The sequence below is a fragment of the Microvirga calopogonii genome (genome assembly GCF_003347665.1).
Lineage (GTDB): Bacteria > Pseudomonadota > Alphaproteobacteria > Rhizobiales > Beijerinckiaceae > Microvirga > Microvirga calopogonii.
The window spans coordinates 1-5844 of the sequence record NZ_QDGA01000180.1 but is presented as its reverse complement, the minus strand read 5'-3'; the positions used below and the strand labels follow the sequence as shown (position 1 = coordinate 5844).

Sequence of the window (5844 nt, the reverse complement as noted above, 5' to 3'; positions counted from 1 at the left end):
TACTTGACCGCGTTGGTCGCCAGCTCATGGATCGCCAGCCCTACGGTTTCGGCCGCCTTGGGCTGGAGGCGAACGGCGGGTCCCGACAGGCGGAACTGCTTGCCCTCCCGGGCGGCACAGGTGAGCAACTCCTCGGCCACCAGAGACGCGAGATCAATCCCGGCGCTGGGATCGCGCGTCACAGCCGCCTGCACCCGCGCAAAGGCGTCGATGCGCCCCTCCAGGTGCATGGCGTAGTCCGCCACCGTCTCGCTGGTCTCCGCCGTCTGGCCCGCAATCGAGCGGATCACCGCGAGCGTGTTCCTCACCCGGTGCTGCAACTCGGCCAGCAGCAGCCGGGCTTGGGTCTCGCTCTCGCGCAGGGCCGCTTCCGTTTGCGCCCGCTCGATCAGATCGGCCGCCTGCCGGGTCAGCACGTCGAAGCGGCTGAAGTCATCTGCGCTTGGCGTGTACGGCGCGCGCCAGTGGGTCGACACCATGCCGAGCGCGCGCCCGGTGCGGGACCGCAGCGGCGTCGACTGGACCGCCCGCAGGTTGGACAGGCGGTAGGCCGCAAGGTCCTCGGTGCCCGCCATGAACGCGCAGGCCTCGGTGTCACTCACAAGGATCCGTCGGCCCGTCTTCAGCGCCTCGCCGCAGGTGCTCGCGGAGTTGCAGTCGACGCGGTCCCAGAACGCCGCCGCATCCGGGTGAAAGCCACGCCAGGCCAGCAGCTTCAGGATCTTCACGTCGGGATCAAGAATCTGCATGCTCGCGCCCTGTGAGCGCATGATCGCCATCATCGCGTCGAGAAGCTGCTCATAGAGGGCTTGCGGGTGCTGTTCCACGAGCAGCTCCGAGCTGAACCGCTGGAGCTGGCGGGCACCCTCGAGCTCGTGCGCCAGCCGGGCTTCACTCGCCCGCAAGGCCGCCTCCGCCCGCACCTGGGCGATGGCCTCCGCCGCCAGACGGGCATAGACATCGGTGAGCTTGGTATCGAGGTCGGACAGGTGGTGGGGCTGGCGGAAATAGGTCGAGAGCATGCCGAGCATCTCGCCGGAGGGTGTGACCAGCGGGGTCGACTGCACCGCCCGGTAGCCGGCCTCACGCGCCACCGCCAGGCTTGGGGCATAGGCGGGATCCTGCTCCACGTCCTCGATCGTGACCCGCTCCCGGCGGGCCAGCGCCATGCCACAGGTCGAGGCCTCCACGGCACCGACCTTGGCAAAGTGGTCGAGGAACGGCTGCTGGAAGCCGCGCTGGGCGGCGATACGCAGTGTCCGGGTCTTTTCATCGTAGAGCTGGATGGTGCCGAAGTCGGCGCCGTGCAGCTCGATGGTGGCGTCCAGGATCGCGTCGAGCACCGCCGGGAGACCGGCCCCGTCGACGACTTGCCGGCTCACCTCGTGCAGCCGCGTCATCGCCTTCAATTCGGCCGCGAGCGCCTGCTCCGCCTGCTTGCGGGCGGTGATGTCGAGCACGAACTCGAAGATCGTGCCATCCGGCAGCAGCTTGCCGGCGAACAGTGCGCACCACCGCGAGCCATCCTGGCGGAAGTACTCCTTCTCGTAGGGCGGGATCTGCCCGGTGGCCCTCAGCTCCGCGAAGGCGCGCTCGGAGACGTCCCGCCATTCCGGCGGGGTGAGCGCCTGCCAGGTGAGACGGCCCGCCTCCAGATCCGCACGGCTGTAGCCGCCCATGGCCAGGAAGGCATCGTTGGCCTCGATGATCCTGCCGTCCGGATCGAGATAGATCGCTCCGACCGTCTCGATCTCCAGCGCCGCCCGCAGGCGCGCCTCGCTTGTCTGGACGCTTGCATGGGCTTCCGAGAGGGCGCGGGTGCGGTCCGCCACCCGCCGCTCCAGGTCCGTGCGGCCGGCTTCCGCTTTGTCCAGGGCATCGGTCGTCTGGTAGGCGGCTGCGGCGGTGTGGGCGAGGCTTTGCAGCAGGCGGGCATCCTCGGCATCGAACTGCCCCTCGGGCGTATGCTTCATCGCCCAGAGCGCACCGACTGGCTCGCCGTACGCATGCCAGGGCGCCAGCAGGATCTCGTAGACAGGCGGTCCGATGCCCCTCATGCCGGGAAAGAGCCGCTCGCCCTCGCGGAACAGGAGCACGCTGTCGCGGGCGATCACCGCCTCACTTGGGCAAGTTTCCTGTGGCACGGTCCGGCCGGCCTGAGCCGCCAGCCCGCCCCCGGCCGCGTGCCAGCGGAAGACCCCTTCCTCCCCGGGTTCGAGCAGGCTGATGCCGGCGGAGTCGGCATGGCACAGCGCCACCGCCAGCTCGGCGCATTTCTGGAGCACGTCACACGGGTTGGCGGTCATCTCCTGGGCCAGGGCGGCGAGGGCCCGGTTCTCGGCCTCATAGTCCGGCGCATGGGATGAGCGCCGGGCCAACTCCTCCGTGATTAGACTGTCGTCAAGTCCGGCCGGTGTCCTGTTTCGGCCGTCAGCCGTGGTCATACTGACCTCCTGTAAGGCCCCCATGTTGGTCGCAGGACCTGACGCCTTCAGCCTCCTGCCGCAGATCGGCGAATGGGGCTAGGGTCAGAGGGCGCACCTCAGTCTCATTGGCATCGCGATGGCGCCCCTCGCGGTCGAGATGCAGGTCGTTGGGATTGAACAGGGCCGCCCGCATCAGCTCGTCCAGATCCGGTTTGCGGATCAGCGAATGCACCACTGCCTAGCGCCGCCGGAACGTGCCATGAACATTAGCGCATCGCGATCCGGAGCTGTATAACCTGGATTATACTGGCGCGACTGCCATTGGCTTATTCTTGCCCGAAGCTCCCTGACGCGAGACCGAGAAGGGAAAGGGATGAGCACTGTACCGCATGATGCCCTGGCAAACCGCCGGGTGCTGGTTGCCGAGGACGAGTACTTCATCGCCCGCGACATTGGCCGAGCATTGCATGCGCTTGGAGCCGAGGTCGTCGGGCCGGTGCCGAGCCGGGATGAGGTGCAGGCGATCGTAGCCACAGGGGAACATCTTGATGCCGCCATTCTCGACATCAACCTGAACGGCGAGATGGTCTTCCCAGTCATGGAGGCCCTCACGGCCCGGGGCATCCCGGTCGTATTCGCCACCGGGTATGACCAAGCCACTGTGCCGGCTCAGTACCAGGACATTCCACGCTGGCAGAAACCGTTCGATCCGCGAGCCCTGGTGCAGGCGCTACCCGACTTGGTACGAGCCCCGTAGGCCCGACCAACATCGACCCTGGAAGGCTGGAACCGGTACGGGCGCGGTCCTTGGCCGGCCTGATCGGCTTGGCACGGTTTCGAGGGCGACACACAGGCACCTTTTAGAGCTTGGATGGCCCCCAGACCTCGGCGCAGGCTCTATGGCAATTGCTCAATCCACGCGGCGAGTTTGGGCCAGAGGTGTTGATGCGCGACGGGAGCCACGAGAGGACCGACATGCTGCACCATCGGACCGCGGCTACCCTCGTACGCCAGAACCTCAAAGGTCAGGTTTGGAACGGTTGCGAGAGCCGCCAGCATCGAGCGCGGTGGCACGAGCCCTCCCACAGGATTGACCACGGCCATCACGGGGGCTCGAAGGCGAGCACTTCCGGTCTGTCGCTCACCCACCTGGAGCGTTCCGCTCATCAGGCGATCCTCGCGGTAGAGCAGCTCTAGGGTTTCTTCGAAGAGCCGACCCGGCAACGGAATCTCGTCATAGGTCCACCGCTCCACCCGCAGATGAACCGCCAGCGCCTCAGGATCGAGCACGCTCGCGGCGAAGTCGGTGACACGCTGAAGCTGAAAGATCTCTGGCGCGGCTGCAACACAGAGGGCGCTGATGACGGATCCCGGCACAGGGCTGCCAGCAGACCTCCGGATCGTGCTGGCGCGCGGGAGCGCTCGGACGGCCTGTGTAAGTGGGCCGCCATGCTCGCCGAAAGCCAGAGGAGCATCAAGCAGCAGCAGCCTGCCAACCTGATCCGGATGCAGAGTGGCAAAGATGGCCGCCAGTGTGCCACCCAGCGAATGNGCGGCGAAGTCGGTGACACGCTGAAGCTGAAAGATCTCTGGCGCGGCTGCAACACAGAGGGCGCTGATGACGGATCCCGGCACAGGGCTGCCAGCAGACCTCCGGATCGTGCTCGCGCGCGGGAGCGCTCGGACGGCCTGCGTAAGTGGGCCGCCATGCGCGCCGAAAGCCAGAGGAGCATCAAGCAGCAGCAACCTGCCAACCTGATCCGGATGCAGAGTGGCAAAGATGGCCGCCAGTGTGCCACCCAGCGAATGCCCCGCGAGGATCGGGCCGGACGAGCCGGTTTCGGCTCTGATGGCTATCAGCGCCTCGAGGATCAGGTGGTCGGCATACTCCGCGAAGCCGAATTCATCCTCCTGCGGCGTGGGAACGAGCCATTCGAGCAGATAGACGCGAAAGCCTCGTTCGAGGCAGTGGCGGACCACGCTCACCGGCGGCAGAAGATCCCAGAGATAAGCCCGCTTGAAGGGAGCCGGGATGATGAGAAGCACCGGCCCTCGGCGAACATCGCCGCGATGGTAGGCCCGGAGCCTTGCCCCGGGGCACTCACTGATGACACGGCGGGGCATCTCCTCTGGACCAAGGCCGATGGCATCAAGCCCACGCCCGATCTGTCGGCGCATCTCATCCAGCCATCCAGTCACGGGTGTGGTCACAGGATCACTCCTGTTCACGCGTCACTATCGCAAAGGCAGGCCGGAGCGGACAGCCACCACCGGCACGCGGTACTAGGCCAAAACGTGCGGGGGGATCAGGATGCTCCACATTCTCTGGACATAAAAGAGCTTAATCCATCAGCCCGCGAATGTCGGCTGCGGGTCCAGCCTGTGTGGAAACGCATTGATCTGCTAAGCTGATCGTGGTCGGCGGAGGTTGCGATGAAGCGTTTCGTTGAGGGTGAGGACCGTCGGCAGGCGACCCTGCTTCCTGACTGCCTGGATGACTATGTGAGCGAAGACAATCCGGTTCGGATTGTTGAGGCCTTCATCGACGAGTTGGACCTCGCGGCCCTGGGCTTTGCCGGCGTGGTGCCGGAGGTGACGGGCCGCCCATCATCCCATCCCGCCACCCTGCTCAAGATCTACATCTACGGCTATCTCAACCGCCTCCCCTCCAGCCGCCGCCTGGAACGCGAGACCCAGCGCAACCTCGAGCTGATCTGGCTCACTGGCCGGCTGAGGCCCGACTTCAAGACCATCGCTGACTTCCGCCGCGACAATGGACCAGCCATCCGGGCCGCCTGCGCGCAGTTTGTCGTGCTGTGTCGGCAGCTCAACCTGTTCACCCGGGCGGGTGGTGGCCATCGACGGATCCAAGTTCAAGGCGGTCAACAACCGTGACAAGAACTTTACCGTCAACTTTACCGTCGCCAAGGTGGCCAAGCGCATCGAGCAGGTCGAGGCCAGTATTGCCCGCTACCTGGCAGCTCTGGATCGGGCCGACCGGCAGGACAACGATGTGGCCGAGGCCCGCACCAGCCGGCTCAAGGAGAAGATCAAGGGCCTGCGCCGGCAGATGCAAGCCCTCAAAGACATGGGCCAGCAGGTCGAGGCCGCGCCCGACCAGCAGATCTCTCTGACCGATCCGGACGCCCGCTCGATGGCCACCAGCGGCAAGGGCACCGGCCTTGTGGGCAACAACGTCCAGATGGCGGTGGAGGCCGAGCATCATCTCATCGTGGCGCACGAGGTGACCAATGTCGGCAATGACCGCACGCAACTGCTGGCGATGGGGCAACACGCCCGGGACGGAATGGCGTGTGAGGAACTCACCGTGCTGGCGGATCGGGGCTCCTACAACGGTGACGAGGTGCTGGCCTGCGAGGGCAGCGGTGTCCTGCCCTATGTTCCCAAGACGCTGACC

The 5844-nt window shown here is 66.1% G+C and carries 4 protein-coding genes and 1 pseudogene; 2 read left to right on the top strand and 3 right to left on the bottom strand.

Annotated features, from left to right (window positions below):
- Together DDF70_RS35115 and DDF70_RS37735 are read right to left on the bottom strand one after the other, a co-directional pair.
- Window positions 1-2444: GAF domain-containing protein (locus DDF70_RS35115; RefSeq protein ID WP_114949124.1), on the bottom strand; the 2444-nt coding region annotated here is incomplete at its 3' end.
- Complete coding sequence (locus DDF70_RS37735) at window positions 2431-2661, bottom strand: hypothetical protein (RefSeq protein ID WP_205772593.1); 231 nt, start codon at window positions 2659-2661, stop codon at window positions 2431-2433. The genes DDF70_RS37735 and DDF70_RS35115, both read right to left, overlap by 14 nt.
- Before the next feature lie 138 nt (window positions 2662-2799).
- Here DDF70_RS37735 and DDF70_RS35105 point away from each other — a divergent pair, with 138 nt between their 5' ends.
- On the top strand, window positions 2800-3183 hold the full coding sequence (locus DDF70_RS35105) for a response regulator (protein WP_114949123.1): 384 nt from the start codon (window positions 2800-2802) through the stop codon (window positions 3181-3183).
- 795 nt (window positions 3184-3978) lie between these two features.
- On the opposite strand, the gene DDF70_RS38565 is transcribed toward DDF70_RS35105, so the two are convergent.
- A partial coding sequence (locus tag DDF70_RS38565; protein ID WP_245435775.1) for an alpha/beta fold hydrolase occupies window positions 3979-4550 on the bottom strand: 572 nt, incomplete at its 3' end.
- 309 nt (window positions 4551-4859) lie between these two features.
- Between DDF70_RS38565 and DDF70_RS35095 the strand changes: the two are divergent.
- A pseudogene (locus tag DDF70_RS35095) lies at window positions 4860-5844 on the top strand (IS1182 family transposase); the annotation flags it as partial.

Coding starts and splice junctions, on each gene's coding strand:
- DDF70_RS35105 (WP_114949123.1), top strand. CDS start 2,800: ATGAGCACTGTACCGCATGATGCCCTGGCAAACCGCCGGGTGCTGGTT.